The organism is Mucilaginibacter sp. OK098 (assembly GCF_900142915.1).
Taxonomy (GTDB): Bacteria; Bacteroidota; Bacteroidia; order Sphingobacteriales; family Sphingobacteriaceae; genus Mucilaginibacter.
The window spans coordinates 233,068-250,836 of sequence record NZ_FRCM01000001.1 but is presented as its reverse complement, the minus strand read 5'-3'; the positions used below and the strand labels follow the sequence as shown (position 1 = coordinate 250,836).

Sequence of the window (17,769 nt, the reverse complement as noted above, 5' to 3'; positions counted from 1 at the left end):
AATGAAAATTGTTTGGGCACAAACGTCTGAGCAAATTATTACTGAAATAAATGCAGTAAATACAAAAGTTGTAAATACCCCTTGCGTCACCGGCACAGGTATGCTGATCTCTAATAAAGCCATGAATACCTTTCTTTCTAACAAGGTTAGCTCATACCTTTCAGATAATTATGATCTTTCGCTTTATAAAAATTACATTACTATAGATGCCACAGAAGGGAGCATAACAATCAACCATAATTTTCATCAACCGGTTGATAGCGACGATTGGGTGAGGTCATTTATTGTTATCGGCGCGAGAGCCAATATCGCAAATACCTATACCGGAAATTTCACGAATAAGTACACCAATAACCAGTTAGGCTTCGCCTTGCAAAAAACATGGATGGGAAAACCCAAAACCGGGTATGATAACTGCGGAGCCCAAAAAATGAATATGGACGCAGGCAGGGCCATATTAGTTCAAGATATAGCTGCGAAGATACGTACAAAGGTGGCCGTCTTTGAAAATAGCTTGGCTTCCTTAAAGCCAGCTGATGTTCCCGGGCAGGATTTAAAAATCGTAAAAACTACCCTGCGGCTTAATTTCTATGCTGCTCTTAGAGATGAATATCTTCAAAGCTTTTCACAAGGACAGTCTGAACTTTTGATCAATACCAACAATTATAAACTGGTAAGCGACTGCTGGACAACTTTTGGGGTTTATTTGCCGGTCATTCCGCAAAAATTTGAAATAGTAAACATGAATAATGGAACAAGATCCAGATATAATTATCCTTTTCAGGTTTTTGTTACCCATACCCGTTTTTGGGACAGCCCTAAAGCAGGTCGATTCTTTTTGACTTTTACAGCTAAAACAACTATCAGCAACAGCGTACAAGGAGGCAATCCCGACTTATTGACTACCTCTTACGGTGAGTTTGCCGGGCCTTACAACAATTATCTTACCCCTGCAATCTCCGGGAAATTCGTCTACATACCCGGGGATTCTCATGTTGGGTTAAGTTTCAAAACTGAAAAAAACTTTGGTGCATACCATGCTGTTAATTCAATAATTGGAATACCCATTGTATTAATCGATAAAAAGGGCGTGCCTGCCGTAAATTTCGAGGCCCAGGTTTGCTTTTCCAATATTAATCATACGCAGCTTAGAGACGAATTATCCCGTAATAAAACTTTCGTAGGGTTAACCGTCGGTATCCCATTTAGCAAAATTGTTTATTGATAATGCAAGACTTTTTTTTTCACATCCTCAATAAAAGATCTTGACATCTGTGTTTTTGATATTGTTATCAGCGGGGATAAAGAGACGCTATTAGAACACATACAGGAAATTTTAAGGATTATTAGAGAGGTTTACAAGGAGAAATAATAAGTGTTCTTTTGCGCCTAACTGTGCGTAGTGTCTAAACTTCATTGGGTAACGTTTTCTGTTTTTAATGTCAGGTTTTAAAATAACGACTGGTTGCTTTTGTTTTATTGAACACTGTTCAATAAATTTGTCCTGGTTTTAAATTAATCCAGGCAATCATGAAAAAAGCATTGATCACAGGCGCCAGCGGAGGCATCGGGCTCGAAACGGCCCGGCAGCTGGCTCAACAGAATTACCAGCTAACGCTGGTAGCCCGTAACAGGGACCGCCTCGAAAAGGCGTTAAGCAGTTTAAGCGGCAGCGGCCACACCATCCTGGTCGCTGATCTGAACAACAAAGAGGATCTGCAAAAGCTGGCGGCACATCTCAGCGTTGAAAAGTACGATGTTCTCATTAACAATGCAGGTACAGGTACTTACGGAAAATTTACGGATATCCCGCTGGAAGACCAGCTGGCCACCATGCAGCTCAATATGCAAGCTTTGGTTACTTTGTCGTATAGCTTCTTACAGAAAGCTGTCAAAGGGGATGCGCTCATCAATATTGGCTCGTTGCTTGCCCATTCTTCGCTGCCGGGCGGTTCTGTGTATGCAGCCACCAAAAGTTTTGTTGCCAATTTCTCAGAATCATTATGGTATGAGTTTAAGCCCAAAGGTGTTTACGTGATGGGTTTTAATCCAGGAGCTGCGAACTCAGACTTTCATGTACATGCGGGCAAGCAGACGAGCGACTTTCCTGAGTTCGTTGTCTCTTCCGTAGAAGATGTTGCTACTGAACTTGTAAGAGCGCTGCAAAGAAGGCAAAAGCCAAGAGTGGTGCAAGGCTGGAAGAACCGGTTCATGCTGTTCGGTTTCAAGTTATTAAATAGAAAGGCCGCGGTGGGCATTATGGGCCGGATCAGTCCGGGAATGGCTAATTAGTTGGAAATACCCTTGCGAAATTTGGCCACACGAACGGCGATCTTATATTTGTATCTTATCATCATCTAAAAATGGGCATAGCAGAACGAAAACTGGAAGAGAAGCAGGAAATGCACAAACGCATCCTTAACGGTGCACGTAAGATTTTTTTAGAAAAGGGTTATGAACAGGCCAGCATGCGCAGTATTGCCCAGGAGATCCGTTATAGTCCGGGCTCGCTATATTTCTATTTTAAGGATAAAAGCGAAATTTTCCACGAATTGCATAAAGAAGGTTTTCGCCTGCTGCTGAACCAGTTAAAAGTACTGGACAAGGTTGGAGACCCCTTCGAGCGGTTAAAGGCTTCCGGGCGTGTTTTTATTCAATTTGCCCAGGAGAACAAAGATTATTATAACCTGATGTTTATTGTTGACGAACCGGTTAAAGATTCGTTGTCCGAGGGATTTCAGATCGCAGAAGAAGCGATCAGTTATATGCAGGACATGGTAAAGGAATGTCAGCAAAAAGGGAAGTTCAAGGATATGGACACGGAATACTTTACTTTCCTGATCATCTCGGTGGTTCATGGCATCTGCGCGCTTTTTTGCAAACACCGCAATTCAAGCTTTATCGGCAAGACGAATGAAGAACTGATGCAAAACGGATATGAGTCTTTTGTGGCGCTGCTTGAAAAAAGTTAGCCTTTTTTTGCAATATTATTGAACACTGTTTAAAATTAAAACAATGATTAAAAATGAAATTTAAAAGTCAAACATTCTATCAACTTTTGCTTTTATCGTCAGCCTTACTGGCTGCACCCATTGCAAAAGCCCAGGGCAGGCTGGATGAGTATATCCGGCAGGGCCTTGCTTCTAACGAAAGTATAAAGCAACAAAACTTTGTACTCGAAAAAAATATCTACGCGCTGAAGGAAGCCAAAAGCATGTTTTTGCCTGAGGTTACTTTTTCCACAACCTACACGAAAGCTGATGGCGGCCGTACGATAGATTTCCCGACCGGTGACCTGTTTAACGGAGTTTACTCCACACTAAACCGGTTAACGGGCAGCAACACCTTTCCGCAGTTGCAAAATCAGCGAATTCTGCTTAACCCGGATAATTTTTACGATGCCAAGTTCCGCACGACACTTCCCATCCTGAATGCGGAACTGATCTATAACAAGCGGATCAAAAAGCAGCAGATAGACCTGCAAAAAGCTGAGGTATTGCTTTATAAGCGCGAATTGGTCAAAGAGATCAAAACGGCTTATTACAATTACCAGAAAGCCGTTTATGCTACCGGTATTTACGAATCTTCACTTCGTTTGGTTGATGAAGGGCAAAGGATCAATACGAAGTTGTATGAAAACAGCAAAGTAAACCGGACGGTGGTGCTCAGAAGCCAAAACGAAGTATCCAGGATCAATGCTTCGCTTATTGAGGCACAGAAAACAGCAGAATCAGCCCGTTACTACTTTAACTTCCTGCTTAACCGCCCGCTTACAGACAGTATTGGTTCAGATAATATTACGGCGCTCCCTGCCCGGGAACAATTACTGGGAAACAGCATTAGCGGCAGGGAAGAATTGTCCAAGCTAAGAATAGCTAAAGATATCAACGGCAACCTGACCGGGCTGGCCAAATCCTATATCGTCCCCAAATTAGGAACCTTTATCGATCTGGGTTCGCAGGCTTTTGACTGGAAGTTCAACAATAACAGCCGTTATTACCTGTTCGGAGTTTCCCTGGAATGGAACCTGTTCTCTTCCGGTAAAAACAATTACCGCGTGAAGCAGGCGATTGCCGACCGCGAGGCCCTGGCATCACAGACCGATTATGTACAACAGCAACTGCTCACGGAACTCAAGGTGCGCCAGGCCGGTATGCAAAGCGCTATCGCCCAATATGAAGCTGCCCAATCGCAATTGAAAACCAGCCAGACCTATTACGGGGATATGCTGAAGTTATACAAACAGGGAACGGCCATTTACATTGAACTGCTGGATGCCCAGAACCAATGGATCGATGCCCAGCTTCACGCCAATATTGCTCTTTACGACACCTGGATCGCAGATGCAGCCATCGAACGCGCCAACGCCAGTTTCACCATTCAATAAAAATAAGATCATGAAAAACCCTGAAGGGCTCTTGAATACCTTAAAAAAACAAACAATCATGAAAAAAATAAAATTATTCAGCATTACCATAGCAGTCTTAGCCTTAATGGCTTCCTGTAAAGAAAAACACCAGGAAGGTAATCCAATAGGAGAACCGGATATCATCCCGGTTAAAATCGCCCCGGTGTCTACCTTAGGCGTACCCGATCAAATCACCGCTACAGGCCTGGTCAGTACGGAGGATGAAGCCAAATATGCCTTTAAGATAGGCGGCGTGATCAGCCGTATCCTGGTACAAGAAGGCCAGTTCTTTAAACAGGGTCAATTGCTGGCCACACTCAATTCTACTGAAATTTCGGCAGGCCTGGCGCAATCCACTTTGGGGGTAGAAAAGGCACAGCGTGACTACAGCCGCGCAGTAAATCTTTACAAAGACAGTGTTTACACGTTAGAGCAATTGCAGAATACCAAAACAGCTTTGGATGTTGCCAAAAAAGCCCGTGAAGCAACGGCCTTTAACGAGCGCTACTCTAAAATATATGCAGCATCTGACGGCTTTGTGAGCAAGAAGATAGCCAATGAAGGTGAAGTGATTGCCGAAGGGATGCCGGTGCTGCTCATCAACTCTACTGAACAGCGAAACAGTTATTCACTTAAAGTTGGCGTGACCGACCGCGAATGGGCCATCATCAAACCGGGACAAACAGCTAAAGTAACGCTCGACGGTTATGCCGGTCAAACCTTTGATGCCACTGTGTTCCGCAAATCGCAGGCGGCTGATCGCGAACTGGGCTCGTTCCAGATAGAACTGAAACTACAATTAAACGGCGTAAAACCCGCCGTGGGTATGTTTGGGAAAGCAGAAATAGCCACCCATCAGGATGAAAGCGTAATGGTCATTCCATATGCATCACTGGTAGAAGCAGACGGCAATAAAGGCTTTGTATTCACTACAATTAGCGCAACAAGGGTAAAAAGAGTACCGGTTACCATCCTGAAGTTTGATAACGAAAATGTGTACCTCAAAGATAAACTGGAAGGTATAGACCAGATCGTGATCTCCAACAGCGCCTACCTCAACGAACAGTCTTTTATTAAAATCATCAACTAAGGCCATGAAAATCACAAATTTTGCCGTTAAGAACTATCAGTTCACACTGATCATATTTCTTTTGGTAGCAGTTGTCGGCGTGCTGACGCTGTTCACCATGCCCCGCTCGGAAGACCCGACCACGCATCCGCCGCAATATATTATTACGGTTATCTATCCGGGTACCAGTCCCAAGGATATGGAAGAACAGGTGGTAAAACCCATTGAAAACAAGATCTATGGACTGGAGAACATTGAAAAGATCCTGACAACCGTAGAAGACGGTGTAGCCGTTATCCAGCCAAAATTTAAATATGGCGTAGATGTGGACAACAAATACCAGGAAATATCCACAGAGATCAACGCACTAAAAAACAGTGAACTTCCTAAAGATATCTACCTGATCAAAACAGAAAAAGTGGCCTCATCAGACGTAAAAGTTTTGCAGGTTGCGCTCGTGTCAGATAACGCCTCCGGTAAATTGCTGCGGGATAAAGCAGACATCCTGAAAACACAATTAGAGAAGATCACCAATTTAAAAGAGGTGAAATACTTTGGCATGCCCGAGCAGGAGATCCGGATCGATATGCAGCTCAATAAACTGGCACAATTGAAAATACCGCTTAATGTGGTCATAGGCAGTTTGCAAAGCGAGGCGGCTGATATCCCCGGCGGCAGCGTCAACCTGGACAGCAAGATCTTTAACGTAAAAACCAGTGGCAAGTTCAAGAGCGTCGATGATGTCGCCAATACGGTTATCTATAATGCGAACGGCAAGATCATTTACCTTAAAGATGTGGCCGATGTAAGTTATAAGGACGCTACAATTGACCACATTACCCGTTTGAACGGACACCGTTGCGTGCTGGTTACGGCGGCAATGAAAGACAATGTGAATATTGCCAGCGTTCAGAAAGAGTTTCTACCGGTACTGGACGAATTTGGCAAAAGCCTGCCGGAAAACATCCGCATGGTCAAAAACTTTGATCAGGCCGATATGGTATCCAGGCGTTTGGGCCACCTTGGCTTCGACTTTGGATTAGCCATACTTTTGGTGGTGATCACGCTATTACCCTTAGGATTCAGAGCCTCGCTGATCGTGATGATCTCCATTCCGCTTTCATTGGCTTTGGGCCTTATCGCCATGAATTTATTAGGGTATTCTTTAAATCAACTGAGTATTGTTGGGTTTGTCGTAGCATTAGGGCTGCTGGTAGACGACAGTATTGTGGTGGTGGAAAATATTGAACGCTGGCTCAGGGAAGGGCACTCCCGAATGGAAGCTATCCTGAAAGGGACAAAACAGATCGGTGCGGCGGTTGTAGGCTGTACAGCTACCCTGGTGATCGCTTTTTTGCCGCTTGCCTTTTTGCCTGATTCGGCCGGTGAATTTATGCGCAGCCTGCCCATGGCCATAATGACCAGCGTTTTGGCATCCATGATCGTCGCTTTAACATTGGTGCCTTTCCTGGGTAGCCGTATGCTAAAAACCCATACGCATGGCGAGGGTAATTTCTTTTTAAAGCACCTGCAAAGGTTTTTGACCCGCTCTTATGCCCGTGTGATGCCGCTTGCCTTAAAATGGCCCAAAGCTACTATCGGGATATCGTTAGCCCTAAGCGGGCTTGCCTTTTTCCTGTTCACACAAACTGGCTTTAAGCTTTTCCCTACTTCTGAGAAGCCCATGTTTTTGATCAATATTAAATTACCCCTCCAGGCAGATATCCCGGAAAGTGACAGGGTGACCAGATTGGTAGAGGGTGAATTGAAGAAGCACAAGGAGATCGTTTATTACACTTCCAATGTAGGCAAAGGAAACCCACAGATCTATTACAATGTGCATCAGCAGGATGTAAAACCAGATTTTGCCCAGGTATTTGTGCAATTGGGTGAAGAGGCTAAACCCAGGGAAAAAACAGACCTGATCAAGCAGTTGAGGAAAAAGTTTAAGGATTTCCCATATGCAAGGATAGAAGTTAAAGACTTAGACCAAGGGACGCCTATTGAAGCTAATATTGTAGTCAGGGTATTTGGAGAAAACCAGGATACCTTACGTGCGCTTTCGTTTAAAGTGGAAGAACTTTTGAAAAAACATCCGGGAACTTTTTTCGTCAACAATGAACTGAATTCTTATAAATCGGATGTTAAAATAAAAATCGATAAAGAAAAGGCCAGAACATTAGGGGTATTGACCAGTGACATAGACAAAGTGATACGAATGGCCGTAGCGGGATTAACTGTCGGGGACTATATCGATGACCGGGGCGATTCGCGCAACGTGGTAATCACACTTCCAAGGGATAAATTCTCTAACCTGGATGCTTTAAAAAACCTGTATGTCAACAATGTGCAGGGCACCCCGGTACTGGTTGATCAGATCGCCACTGTTTCCTTTGAGACATCGCCCACTGCTATCAACCATTTCAACAAATCACGTTTTGCGAAAGTGACCTCCCTTACTAAAGAAGGCGTTTTGGCCAATGATATCCTAAAGGATATCGTTCCGCAGCTAAACAAATTAAAAATGCCGCCGGGCTATTTTTATAAACTTTCCGGCGAAGCAGAGTCGGAAGGCGATGCATTGGGCGGCAACTTTCTGTCTGTGATCATACTCAGCACTTTCCTTTTCATCGGTGTGCTGCTCCTTCAATTCAAAACATTTAAAGGAATTATTATCGTGCTTTCGATCATACCATTAGGCATACTTGGCGGGGTGGTTCTGTTACTGATGACAGGCAACCCGATGTCGATGGTGTCTATTATCGGATTTATTGGGTTATCGGGCATACAGGTTAAAAACTCACTATTGCTGGTAGATTTTACCAACCAGTTACGTGCGGAAGGTCATAGCATAGATGAGGCTATCAGCATGGCAGGCGAAACACGTTTCCTACCTGTTGTGCTCACTTCTATAACGGCAATTTGCGGCTTGCTTCCTATTGCTTTGAACCCTAACCCCCTCATTTCGCCTTTGGCGATTGTATTGATCGGCGGCCTCATCAGTTCTACTATACTGTCGCGTATAGTAACCCCCGTAATGTACAAATTGATTCCGCCACATTTAGAAAGCGACGAGGAACAATAAAAGTATAATCTGAAATGAAAAAAATATCAAGACGTGAACTAATTAAACAAGGGGGACTTGTTTTATCAGTTTTAACTTTACCTTTTCCATTAACAGCATTTTTAAATTTTAACGAAATGACAGATAACAAAAATTTTGACGTAATCATAATTGGCGGAAGCTATGCAGGACTTTCGGCAGCAATGACTTTGGGACGAGCATTAAGAAATGTTTTAATCATTGACAGCGGTTTGCCATGTAACCGGCAAACACCTCATTCACATAATTTCATTACCCAAGACGGTGAAAAACCAAGCGTTATTGCGGAAAAAGCAAAAGGACAGGTGTTGAAATACGACACGGTAAAATTCTTAACTGATCTTGCCGTTAAGGGAACGAAAACGGATAAAGGTTTTGAGATTTCAACCCAATCAGGAAAATTGTTTTCAGCTAGAAAACTCATTTTTGCAACAGGCTTAAAAGACATAATGCCAAACATCAAGGGGGTTTCTGAATGTTGGGGAATTACGGTACTTCATTGTCCCTATTGCCACGGATATGAAGTAAAGAATCAAAAAACAGGGATTTTTGCAAATGGATATGGTGCATTTCATCTGGCTCGACTTATTCGTAACTGGACAAAGGATTTAACCATATTTACCAATGGAAAGTCGGAATTGACACAAGAGCAAACCGATGAAATAAAAAGACACAATATTTCCATAGTTGAAAGGGAAATTACCTCATTGAAACACAAAGACGGAGTAGTTGAAGAAATATTTTTTTCAGACAATACAACTTTTCAATTAAAAGTTATCTATTCAAGACCTCCTTTTGAACAACATTGTAAAATCCCCGAATTATTGGGTTGTGAATTGACAGAACAGGGACTTCTCAAAGTAGATGCATTTCAGAAAACAACAGTAGACAATATATTCGCTTGTGGAGACAGTGCCAATCCTCTTCGTTCTGTACCATATGCTGTATCAACAGGGAGTAATACAGGAGTATTTTTAAATAACGCTATGATAGAAGAAGATTTTTTAAAATGACAATAAAAGGTGCATATAACATGCGGTTTGGCGTTGTGGCAATGGCGGGAATACAGGTTAAAAATTCCCTGTTATTGGTTGATTTTACCAATCAGTTGCGCTTGGAAGGACACAGCATCGACGAGGCCATCCGCATGGCTGGCGAAACGCGCTTTCTGCCGGTTGTATTGACTTCTATAACCGCAATATGCGGCTTACTTCCTATTGCTTTGAACCCTAACCCCCTCATTTCGCCATTGGCGATTGTATTGATCGGCGGGCTCATCAGTTCTACCATATTATCGAGGATCGTGACACCCGTGATGTATAAACTGATCCCGCCACATTTGGAAAGTGATGAGAATGAAAAAGCTTAGTCAATTCATTTAAGGTGATTGGAGTTTTAAATAGAAAAGCCTCCTTAAAAAGTTAAGGAGGCTTTTACAGTAATGTTCGGTACTACCGAACTATTTCAGCGGTGAGGGAGGGATTCGAACCCTCGGTACAGTTTCCCGTACGTCAGTTTAGCAAACTGATCCTTTCGGCCTCTCAGGCACCTCACCATATTTTGATCCTTTCGAATCGTATTCCAATAATTCCCTTTTTTTCGGGATTGCAAATATAGCAATTACGCTTATCCATCAAAAAAAAACTTCGTTTTCTTAATAATCTACCCGAACGTGGTAAATGCTCATCAGCATTTTTTTGAATATTGTTTTTATGGTTTCAATATCCTTAAGCGTTATATCACTGTCTTTCAATTGGTTTTGATCCAGTTTATATTTTACGATCCTGTCAACAAGGTTACTTATTGATTGTTCGTCCGGTTCTTTTAATGCCCGTGAAGCAGCCTCAACCGAGTCGGCAAGCATCAAAACACCGCCTTCTTTTGAAAAAGGAATGGGTCCCGGGTACCTAAAAGTGTTCTCATCGATGAATTTTTCCGGAAAATTTTTCAAAAACGACTGGTAAAAATAGTCCACCCGGGTATCGCCATGATGGGTGCGGATAAAGTTGATCACAATTTCGGGCAGGTTTGCTTTACGGGCCATTTCAATCCCCTTACTTACGTGCCTGATAATTATCTGAGCGCTTTCCTGGTAGGGCAACTTATCATGCGGGTTAAATCCGGACGTTTGGTTCTCTATAAAAAACAGCGGGTTCTCCATTTTACCAATGTCATGGTACAATGCCCCTGCCCTAACCAGCAAGGCATTGCCTCCAATGCTGTATATGGCATTTTCTGCAAGGTTGGCAACCTGTAACGAGTGCTGAAAGGTACCGGGCGCTGTGAAGGCCATTTCGCGCAGCAGCGGTGCATTGGTATTGGTTAGCTCTATTAATGTAATATCTGATGTTATGGCAAAGATCTTTTCAAAAATATAAATGAGCGGATAAGCCAGCAAGGTTAACAGCACACTCACCACAAACGGCAAAAAGTCCATCCAGTCGATATTTCTGAAACTGCCTTCACGAATAAACGAGATGCCCAGGAAAGAAACAAAATAAGTAAAGGTGATGATAAGCGCCGAAACAAGGAACTGCTCGCGGCGGATGAGGTTTTTAATACTATAAATGGAAACCATCCCCGCCGTAATTTCAAAATAGGCAAACTCAAAGCTGTTGGGTACAAAAAAGCCGGCAATCAGCACTACCAGTAAATGGATGTTCAACGCAAGGCGGGTATCAAACAGGATCCGGATAATTATCGGAACTATGCAATACGGGATATAATATAAATTGGGCAGCTGCAGCTTTATAGCTATTGATAGCGTGAACAGCATTGCCGTAATTACCAGCAATATCAAGCTTACAAGACGGTTATCCGCATAAATATCCTTACGAAAAAGGTATAAAAACACAATAAGCAATGTAATGGCAATGCCTACCAGCAGGAACTGGCCAAGCAAGACCAATCGCCGGTCGCCGTTTATGCGGGCATTATCTTCAAACGCCTTTTTGTATGATTGTAGTTTTTGATAAGCCTCATCGCTCACCACTGAGCCCTTGGTTATTATTACTTCGCTTTTTTGCACCATCCCCCTGGTGGTCGACAGGTTTTCAACCACTTCTTTTTCAAGCCTTGAGGTCAGTTTGTTGTCATATATTAAATTGGGCTGAAGCCTGTTATTGATCAGATCAAGTAAAAAAGCCTTATCAAGCTCCTTATGAGCAGTTAAAAATTGGTCGCAGTAATCCAAAGCCTTTTGTTTGGTAAAAAGCTCAGCCGTGTTTTTATCGGTTGCTACATTGTGGTTTAATATGGTTACCTGGTAATTTTCAGCATTTTGCTGGTATTTTGGATTAAGCGCCAAAACGCCTTTATCATAGATGCTTTTTAATAAGGTAAAACCGGTTAGGGCATACCTGGCTTTTTTATTATCGGCAATGCCTGCGCCATGCCATTTTACTTCAATGTCATTATTAAATCCTTCAAGCTGATGCTGGGCCAGATCGGCATCTGCCTGGTATATAGGGGTTATGCTTGCCAGCGCTATTTTTTGATCATTTTCAATTTCTGGCTGCGTTTTTAATATGGCGAAATTATAAGGCGATACCAGGTCCTTCTGGTTCCAGATCCTCCCCTTCTCAATATCATAACTAAATTTCGCTTGTTTGGGGAGCGTAAAAACAATTACACAGATGCTCGCCAGCATCATTAAAAACTTAACATTACGGGAGTATTTGCGAAATAAAGCCTTTTGGCGCGATGAAGATAGTTTTGCCATTTATACGTTTCTATCTCAAAATTAATATAAGTTTCTGTTATATGCAGTTTTTCTTGTATTTATGAAATAAAGAATGATATCTTTGTGATATCATTTTAAAATCAATATAAATCATGAACACTGAAAAAACCATTAACCCTCCTTCCGGTTATCTTGCCTTCATTTTGTTTTTGGCGCTGCTTGCCGCAGCAATCATTTCATTTGTGTTTCGAGCTGTTGCAGCGGGTGTAATTATTATTTTAGTAGATTTTATTTTTGTTTTACCGGGACTTATAATTGTAAATCCAAATGAGTCTAAATTGCTTACACTTTTTGGCAAATATGTAGGTACTGTTAAACAGGACGGCTTTTTTTGGGTAAACCCATTTACTGTAAAAAAGAAAGTTTCGTTAAAAGCATTTAACTTGAACGGGCAGCAGCTTAAAGTAAATGACAGCGTTGGTAATCCAATTGAAATTGCCGCGGTAATAGTTTGGCAAATAAAGGATACTGCCAGCGCTATTTTTGCAGTTGAAAATTACCTGCAGTATGTAAATATACAGAGTGAAGCCGCAGTAAGGCACCTGGCTAATTCTTTCCCTTATGATAATTTTGAAGACGAATCTGCCCACATCTCTCTTAGAGGCGGTGCTGAGCAGGTGAGCCTTTTATTAGAAAAAGAATTAAATGAACGACTTGCCCGGGCAGGTATAGAGGTACTGGAAGCACGCATCTCGCATTTAGCTTATGCTCCTGAAATTGCGCATACTATGTTACAACGTCAGCAGGCTTCTGCAATTATCTCGGCCCGCAGGCTGATAGTTGAGGGCGCAGTGGGCATGGTTGAAATGGCATTAACGCGTTTATCTGAAAAAAATATAGTTGAACTGGACGAAGAGCGCAAAGCCGCAATGGTAAGTAACCTGCTGGTTGTTTTATGCGGCGACAGAAGTGTGAATCCGGTGGTAAACACAGGTACCTTATATCATTAACAGCATGTTCAGCATACTCGACACAAAAAAAGTAAGTGAACTTTTCATGATAAGAAAAGGCTGGTTTAGCCCTGAATATGAATTGACCGACAATGCTTACAGCTATGGTAAGATTACCTATCGCCGGCTTTCAATGTGTAAAGCTACAGTAGCTACTGCTAATAATACATGGATCCTTAAGCGGGAAGGTATTTTTAGCCGGACATTGTTAATTATCAACCAGGATAGTGTGACAACAGGACGGGCAACACAGGAATTGTTTAGCAGAAAGGTGGTTTTAACATTACAAACCGGTTTTAGCGCTGAATTTTACAAGCCGTCAATCTGGGCGCGGGAATATGTTTGGGAATCTGGCGGTTATGGGAAAATAATGCATATTCACAGCAACCCTTTTAGCTTAAAGAATACCATTTATATTGATCAAAGCATGGCGCCGGCAGCACTAATTCCCTTACTTACCTTTTTGGGTTCGTATTTAATTATTTTGAGAAGAAGAAGATAAGCTGCACATTAATTTATGGCTGAGAAGAAGGCATTTATATTACGTATTAACCCGGAAGTGCTTAAAGAAATTGAACACTGGGCCGCGGATGAATTCAGGAGCACTAACGGCCAGATAGAATACCTGCTGCAGCAAGTTTTAAATGAGCGTAAAAAAAGCAGCAAAAAGAAAAAAACGGATTAGTAGAGGCGCAATACTTTGCGTCTTATTGCAAATCGACAACAAAAAGAGGGAGACGCAAAGTATTGCGTTTCTACTTTTATAAAATACTATGCGTGCATAATAAAATTTATTAAATTTGCCGCACCAATTTTAAAGATCACTCATGAAAGAAGTAGTAATAGTTTCGGCAACCCGTACACCTATAGGCAGCTTTGGCGGCAGTTTAGCAAGCCTTTCAGCTACCCAATTGGGCAGCATAGTTATTAAATCTGCAGTTGAAAAGGCAGGTTTAAAGCCTGAACAGATCCAGGAAGTTTATATGGGAAATGTATTATCGGCAAACCTTGGCCAGGCTCCGGCAACACAGGCAGCCATATTTGCAGGGTTGCCATATTTACCCGCTACTACAGTAAATAAAGTATGCGCATCGGGCATGAAAGCTATTATGCTGGCAGCTCAAAGCATTGCGCTAGGCCAAAATGAAATTGTTGTAGCCGGCGGTATGGAGTGCATGAGCAATGTGCCCTACTATTTAGATAAGGCCCGGAATGGCTACAGGCTGGGCAACGGACAAATTACTGACGGTCTTATAAAAGATGGTCTTTGGGACGTGTACAACGATTACCACATGGGTTCGGCTGCAGAATTGTGTGCTGTTGAATGCAATATAAGCCGCGAAGACCAGGATGCTTTTGCAATAGAATCATACAAAAGGTCGCAGCAGTCGCAAAGCGAAGGCAAGTTTAGGCAGGAGATAACTCCTGTTGAGTTAAAAGATAAAAAAGGCGACGTAATTTTATTTGCTGATGATGAAGAGCCAAAGGCGGTAAAGTTTGATAAGATCCCTTCATTAAAACCCGTATTTAAAAAAGATGGCACAGTAACCGCTGCTAATGCATCCACCCTTAATGATGGCGCAGCAGCTGTTGTTTTAATGAGCAGGGAAAAAGCAGATGAGTTGGGCATTAAACCATTGGCAAAGATTGTAGCGTATGCTGATGCGCAGCAGGCGCCTGAGTGGTTTACAACGGCTCCGTCAAAAGCTATTCCGCTGGCTTTACATCGCGCAGGGCTATCAGCAGGTGAAATTGATTATTTTGAGATAAATGAAGCATTTTCAGTTGTATCAATAGCAAACAACCAACTTTTAAAACTCGACCCCGAAAAAGTAAATGTAAATGGGGGCGCTGTTTCATTAGGCCATCCGCTGGGTGCGTCAGGCGCTCGTATCATCGTAACCTTACTGCATGTATTACAGCAAAACAATGGGAAATTTGGTGCGGCGGGAATTTGTAACGGCGGCGGCGGCGCCAGTGCAATGGTTATTGAAAACTATGCAACAACCAGCGGATCGTAGCTCTCTATTGCATATACGAACCTATCAAAATTAAGACCGTTTACAATATGTGGTAACCCTAGTGTATGGGTATGTGCAGCAACCGTCCAACCATTGCGGATGCTGGGCTGACTTGGTGATGATGTATTGCCTTCAACAGTAGTAAATTGATTGCCATTAACAGCGACTACAATGCCGCAATGTCCCTGTGTTAGGCTATCGCCTTGCTGCCATACCGCAATCGCACCTAATTTGGGAATGTGAGTTGATGTTGGCCATACCGGATCGGCATGAAAGTTTGTTGCTATTTGTTGGCTGTTTAGTGATAAAAGGCGTAAAGCATGCGCCCAAACAGCAGGGTTGTCTGCGTATCCCTTTTTCCAGGTAAGTTTTATCGAGGCTGCGCACCATTCATCGCCGGGCTCCCACCCTATTGATACCATATCGGCCTGGTACTGTTTATCAGTCCACCCTGCATTTACCTGGATCTCTGTAATATTTTCAGTACTGTAAGTATTTGCTATTTGCACAATTTGATCTGCCGCTGCCATAAGGATAAAGGTTAAATAACTAATTAACAGTTAAATATACCTATTAAATATTATTAGTTTTAAGAGGAAATAAAAATAAATATATTTCCGTTATTTGGGTTAGTTACATTACAAATGCAAATGGTGATAAAGTACTTCTTTTTAACAATTACTATTCTATTGTTTTGTTTGCCTGGTTTCGCCCAGCATTCAGATGAAAGCGGACGGATTAAACAACTGCATTTATACGAAGATACCCTGATTGACCTGGGGAAAAAGTTTGTTAACGATGAGAATGACCTTGAGCGAAAAAATGCAAACTATGTGTTTATTAAAACACTTGTTAATGCTTTAAAGATTCCCAATTCTTTCCTTTTCCCGTTCGACTCGATAAAAAGCATCAGCATTTTAAATTCGCCCGACAATCGTTTTCGCATCTTTAGCTGGCATATCACCAATTTAGACGGCAGCTACCGGTTTTATGGCACTATACAATTAAACACCGGTGGTAATTTAAAAATGTACCCGCTGGAAGATTATTCGCCCCTGTTAAAAAACCCGGAAGATTCTGTTACTGATAATCGTAAGTGGTATGGTGCGCAATACTATAAAATAATCCCTGTTTACAGCCCTAAGCTCTATTATGTGCTAGTGGGATGGAAGGGCAATACGGTAGAATCAACAAAAAAGGTAATTGATGTATTATCATTTAATGAAGATAAACCGGTGTTAGGGATGCGTATTTTCGATGGTAACGGAAAAACACGCGACCGGATAGTATTTGAATATACCCGCCAGGCATCAATGCTACTAAAGTATGTGCCTGAGCAAAATTTGATCGTATTTGATCACCTTGCCCCTCCTGATCCCAAATTAAAAGGCAAATACTCTACTTACGGACCGGATTTGACTTATGATGGTTATAAATTTAAAAATGGCAGGTGGGTGTACATTGAAAACATTGACATGAGAAATGTGCCCGAAAGCCGCGATGAAGAATACGTCGACCCCAAAAAACAGGCGGCAATAGATAAAGCGGCCGTTAAAGGGAATCATTAGTGTTAGAGATTAGAGGCTGGAGATCAGAGATTAGTTTCTCAATCTAAAACTCGAAAAGGCCTAACCTCTAATCTCCAGCCTCTAATCTCTACAAAGGTCTTCTTTTAACCGGGGATATAGATTTAACAATAGTTTCGCCTTTTATTATCTTTTTGGTGGGCTTCAATCTTGATGTAGAATTTTCATAGGCGTATTCTAATAGCTGTTTTATATAGGCTTCCGGAAGATCATCCCTTTCTTTTATTTTTATATACCTGTATCGTGTGCCGTTACCCAGTAATATTTTTTGAGGATCGGGGAAATCGGTTCCGCGGTTAAAGCCAAAATTCACATGGTTGTTAAACACGGCTATACTACAAAACACATCACCAGCCTTATCCGTTGGCGACCAGCCAAAAGCTACCGCATTGTAATTATCATAAATAAGCTCATTAGTATCGGGATACAGGTCCCATACAAATTCTCTTAACCATAAAGCTGCAGCCTTTACACTATCCGGGTACGGAAGCATAAATTTCATAAGATCGCTTACGGTTTCTTTCCCCATTTTAATAAGTTGAACAAGTTAAACTAAAAACACATCTTATTTATAAAGGTAAACGTATAAGTTATTGTAATTAAAATCATTGCACCTATACCCTACCACACTCGTACTGCACTTTAATATGATATAAAAATACTATTTAACGGATAAAAATTAATTTTTAATAAACATTGATTAAAATTCAAAACATAACTTAAAATCAAATTTATGATTCTATTACTATTGACGTACCTGTTCAAAAGATTTGGGCATAAACTAAAGCTAAAGGCACTTTTACAAAAGTCACAATATTCAATGGTTCTGCAACCGGCGAAGATTCAAAACGGATCTATTGCACAATTACTATGATCACCTGATTTTTGGT

16 protein-coding genes and 1 tRNA gene are annotated in these 17,769 nt (G+C 41.9%); 13 read left to right on the top strand and 4 right to left on the bottom strand.

The genetic code is table 11. From position 1 onward, the window contains the following. The first annotated feature begins 1 nt into the window (after nt 1). The 8 genes from BUE31_RS00960 to BUE31_RS00925 all read left to right on the top strand — a co-directional run bounded on the left by BUE31_RS00960 (nt 2) and on the right by BUE31_RS00925 (nt 9,949). Nucleotides 2-1,225, top strand: a complete 1,224-nt coding sequence (locus BUE31_RS00960; protein ID WP_073399390.1) for a hypothetical protein — start codon at nt 2-4, stop codon at nt 1,223-1,225. A gap of 305 nt (nt 1,226-1,530) precedes the next feature. Next, a complete protein-coding gene (locus tag BUE31_RS00955) occupies nt 1,531-2,292 on the top strand; it encodes an SDR family NAD(P)-dependent oxidoreductase (protein WP_073399388.1) in 762 nt (253 codons plus the stop codon). Nucleotides 2,293-2,363: 71 nt separating this feature from the next. Beyond that, entirely contained in the window at nt 2,364-2,972 is a 609-nt protein-coding gene (locus BUE31_RS00950) for a TetR/AcrR family transcriptional regulator (RefSeq protein ID WP_073399386.1), read from the top strand. 53 nt (nt 2,973-3,025) lie between these two features. Continuing rightward, nucleotides 3,026-4,387, top strand: coding sequence for a TolC family protein (locus BUE31_RS00945; protein WP_073399384.1), 1,362 nt, complete (start codon nt 3,026-3,028; stop codon nt 4,385-4,387). A gap of 58 nt (nt 4,388-4,445) precedes the next feature. Continuing rightward, nucleotides 4,446-5,498, top strand: coding sequence for an efflux RND transporter periplasmic adaptor subunit (locus BUE31_RS00940; protein WP_073401545.1), 1,053 nt, complete (start codon nt 4,446-4,448; stop codon nt 5,496-5,498). Nucleotides 5,499-5,502: 4 nt separating this feature from the next. Continuing rightward, nucleotides 5,503-8,562, top strand: coding sequence for an efflux RND transporter permease subunit (locus BUE31_RS00935; protein WP_073399382.1), 3,060 nt, complete (start codon nt 5,503-5,505; stop codon nt 8,560-8,562). Nucleotides 8,563-8,576: 14 nt separating this feature from the next. Further along, nucleotides 8,577-9,593: an NAD(P)/FAD-dependent oxidoreductase gene (locus BUE31_RS00930; RefSeq protein ID WP_083619201.1), complete on the top strand. Its 1,017-nt coding sequence runs from the start codon at nt 8,577-8,579 to the stop codon at nt 9,591-9,593. Further along, nucleotides 9,590-9,949: an efflux RND transporter permease subunit gene (locus BUE31_RS00925; protein WP_073399380.1), complete on the top strand. Its 360-nt coding sequence runs from the start codon at nt 9,590-9,592 to the stop codon at nt 9,947-9,949. Before BUE31_RS00930 ends, BUE31_RS00925 begins: the two co-directional genes overlap by 4 nt. 99 nt (nt 9,950-10,048) lie before the next feature. Here BUE31_RS00925 and BUE31_RS00920 read toward each other — a convergent pair. Both BUE31_RS00920 and BUE31_RS00915 read right to left on the bottom strand, forming a co-directional pair. Then, a tRNA-Ser gene (locus BUE31_RS00920) sits at nt 10,049-10,135 on the bottom strand. A 99-nt stretch (nt 10,136-10,234) separates the two neighbouring features. After that, nucleotides 10,235-12,301, bottom strand: a complete 2,067-nt coding sequence (locus tag BUE31_RS00915) for an HD family phosphohydrolase (RefSeq protein WP_073399378.1) — start codon at nt 12,299-12,301, stop codon at nt 10,235-10,237. Between the two features lie 113 nt (nt 12,302-12,414). On the opposite strand from BUE31_RS00915, the gene BUE31_RS00910 reads away from it, so the two are divergent. From BUE31_RS00910 to BUE31_RS00895, 4 genes are all read left to right on the top strand, one after another. After that, nucleotides 12,415-13,272, top strand: coding sequence for an SPFH domain-containing protein (locus tag BUE31_RS00910; protein ID WP_073399376.1), 858 nt, complete (start codon nt 12,415-12,417; stop codon nt 13,270-13,272). A 4-nt stretch (nt 13,273-13,276) separates the two neighbouring features. Continuing rightward, nucleotides 13,277-13,774: a hypothetical protein gene (locus BUE31_RS00905; protein ID WP_073399374.1), complete on the top strand. Its 498-nt coding sequence runs from the start codon at nt 13,277-13,279 to the stop codon at nt 13,772-13,774. A 15-nt stretch (nt 13,775-13,789) separates the two neighbouring features. Next, nucleotides 13,790-13,957 (top strand): type II toxin-antitoxin system antitoxin, encoded by a 168-nt coding sequence (locus tag BUE31_RS00900; RefSeq protein ID WP_073399372.1) that lies wholly within the window; start codon nt 13,790-13,792, stop codon nt 13,955-13,957. Between the two features lie 142 nt (nt 13,958-14,099). After that, a complete protein-coding gene (locus tag BUE31_RS00895; protein WP_073399370.1) occupies nt 14,100-15,293 on the top strand; it encodes an acetyl-CoA C-acyltransferase in 1,194 nt (397 codons plus the stop codon). Here the strand turns inward: BUE31_RS00895 and BUE31_RS00890 are convergent. Next, complete coding sequence (locus tag BUE31_RS00890) at nt 15,269-15,823, bottom strand: CHAP domain-containing protein (RefSeq protein ID WP_073399368.1); 555 nt, start codon at nt 15,821-15,823, stop codon at nt 15,269-15,271. The two genes, BUE31_RS00895 and BUE31_RS00890, sit on opposite strands and share 25 nt — an antisense overlap. Before the next feature lie 120 nt (nt 15,824-15,943). Here BUE31_RS00890 and BUE31_RS00885 point away from each other — a divergent pair, with 120 nt between their 5' ends. Further along, on the top strand, nt 15,944-16,861 hold the full coding sequence (locus BUE31_RS00885; protein WP_143167001.1) for a hypothetical protein: 918 nt from the start codon (nt 15,944-15,946) through the stop codon (nt 16,859-16,861). A gap of 88 nt (nt 16,862-16,949) precedes the next feature. On the opposite strand, the gene BUE31_RS00880 is transcribed toward BUE31_RS00885, so the two are convergent. Beyond that, complete coding sequence (locus BUE31_RS00880; RefSeq protein WP_073399366.1) at nt 16,950-17,408, bottom strand: DUF1801 domain-containing protein; 459 nt, start codon at nt 17,406-17,408, stop codon at nt 16,950-16,952. Nucleotides 17,409-17,769 lie beyond the last annotated feature (361 nt).

Excerpts from the sequence above, each read along its gene's own strand:
- BUE31_RS00960 (WP_073399390.1), top strand. The coding sequence starts at position 2 with ATGAAAATTGTTTGGGCACAAACGTCTGAGCAAATTATTACTGAAATA.
- BUE31_RS00955 (WP_073399388.1), top strand. The coding sequence starts at position 1,531 with ATGAAAAAAGCATTGATCACAGGCGCCAGCGGAGGCATCGGGCTCGAA.
- BUE31_RS00950 (WP_073399386.1), top strand. The coding sequence starts at position 2,364 with ATGGGCATAGCAGAACGAAAACTGGAAGAGAAGCAGGAAATGCACAAA.
- BUE31_RS00945 (WP_073399384.1), top strand. The coding sequence starts at position 3,026 with ATGAAATTTAAAAGTCAAACATTCTATCAACTTTTGCTTTTATCGTCA.
- BUE31_RS00940 (WP_073401545.1), top strand. The coding sequence starts at position 4,446 with ATGAAAAAAATAAAATTATTCAGCATTACCATAGCAGTCTTAGCCTTA.
- BUE31_RS00935 (WP_073399382.1), top strand. The coding sequence starts at position 5,503 with ATGAAAATCACAAATTTTGCCGTTAAGAACTATCAGTTCACACTGATC.
- BUE31_RS00930 (WP_083619201.1), top strand. The coding sequence starts at position 8,577 with ATGAAAAAAATATCAAGACGTGAACTAATTAAACAAGGGGGACTTGTT.
- BUE31_RS00925 (WP_073399380.1), top strand. The coding sequence starts at position 9,590 with ATGACAATAAAAGGTGCATATAACATGCGGTTTGGCGTTGTGGCAATG.
- BUE31_RS00915 (WP_073399378.1), bottom strand. The coding sequence starts at position 12,301 with ATGGCAAAACTATCTTCATCGCGCCAAAAGGCTTTATTTCGCAAATAC.
- BUE31_RS00910 (WP_073399376.1), top strand. The coding sequence starts at position 12,415 with ATGAACACTGAAAAAACCATTAACCCTCCTTCCGGTTATCTTGCCTTC.
- BUE31_RS00905 (WP_073399374.1), top strand. The coding sequence starts at position 13,277 with ATGTTCAGCATACTCGACACAAAAAAAGTAAGTGAACTTTTCATGATA.
- BUE31_RS00900 (WP_073399372.1), top strand. The coding sequence starts at position 13,790 with ATGGCTGAGAAGAAGGCATTTATATTACGTATTAACCCGGAAGTGCTT.
- BUE31_RS00895 (WP_073399370.1), top strand. The coding sequence starts at position 14,100 with ATGAAAGAAGTAGTAATAGTTTCGGCAACCCGTACACCTATAGGCAGC.
- BUE31_RS00890 (WP_073399368.1), bottom strand. The coding sequence starts at position 15,823 with ATGGCAGCGGCAGATCAAATTGTGCAAATAGCAAATACTTACAGTACT.
- BUE31_RS00885 (WP_143167001.1), top strand. The coding sequence starts at position 15,944 with ATGGTGATAAAGTACTTCTTTTTAACAATTACTATTCTATTGTTTTGT.
- BUE31_RS00880 (WP_073399366.1), bottom strand. The coding sequence starts at position 17,408 with ATGGGGAAAGAAACCGTAAGCGATCTTATGAAATTTATGCTTCCGTAC.